Origin of the sequence: Pseudomonas sp. IT-P176 (genome assembly GCF_949767245.1) — a bacterium.
Lineage (GTDB): Bacteria > Pseudomonadota > Gammaproteobacteria > Pseudomonadales > Pseudomonadaceae > Aquipseudomonas.
The window spans coordinates 1-328 of the sequence record NZ_CATKPN010000119.1; the positions used below are offsets into that span (position 1 = coordinate 1).

Consider the following 328-nt stretch of genomic DNA (forward strand, 5'->3'; position numbering starts at 1 on the left):
GAGTTTGATGGTTTCGCCGTCTTTGTAGACGTCGTCGCCCTGGGCTTTCAGCTCGTATGGCACGCTGGTGGTGCCGGCTTTGATTACAACAACGGCACCGTTGCTCAGGGTGACGGTCAGGTCTTGTTTCAGTTCCTGATCGACTTTGACGGTGAACTTCGGCGCAGCGTTTTCCAGCACGTCGCCGTTGCTTTCGATGGTGACGGTGATCTTGTCGCCGTCAGTGCCTGGCTCGTCCGTCACGCTGGTAGTCAGCGTGGTATCGCCCAAGGTCAGCTTCTCGAAGTTGTTGGCCGAGACCGACTCGAGTTTGTTGACGATTGCATCT

The 328-nt window shown here is 56.4% G+C and carries 1 protein-coding gene; it reads right to left on the reverse strand.

Going from position 1 to position 328, the window contains the following annotated elements; genetic code table 11:
• Window positions 1-328, reverse strand: a 328-nt coding sequence (locus ACM6IP_RS26060) for an immunoglobulin-like domain-containing protein (RefSeq protein ID WP_414862612.1), incomplete at both ends; no start/stop codon positions are given.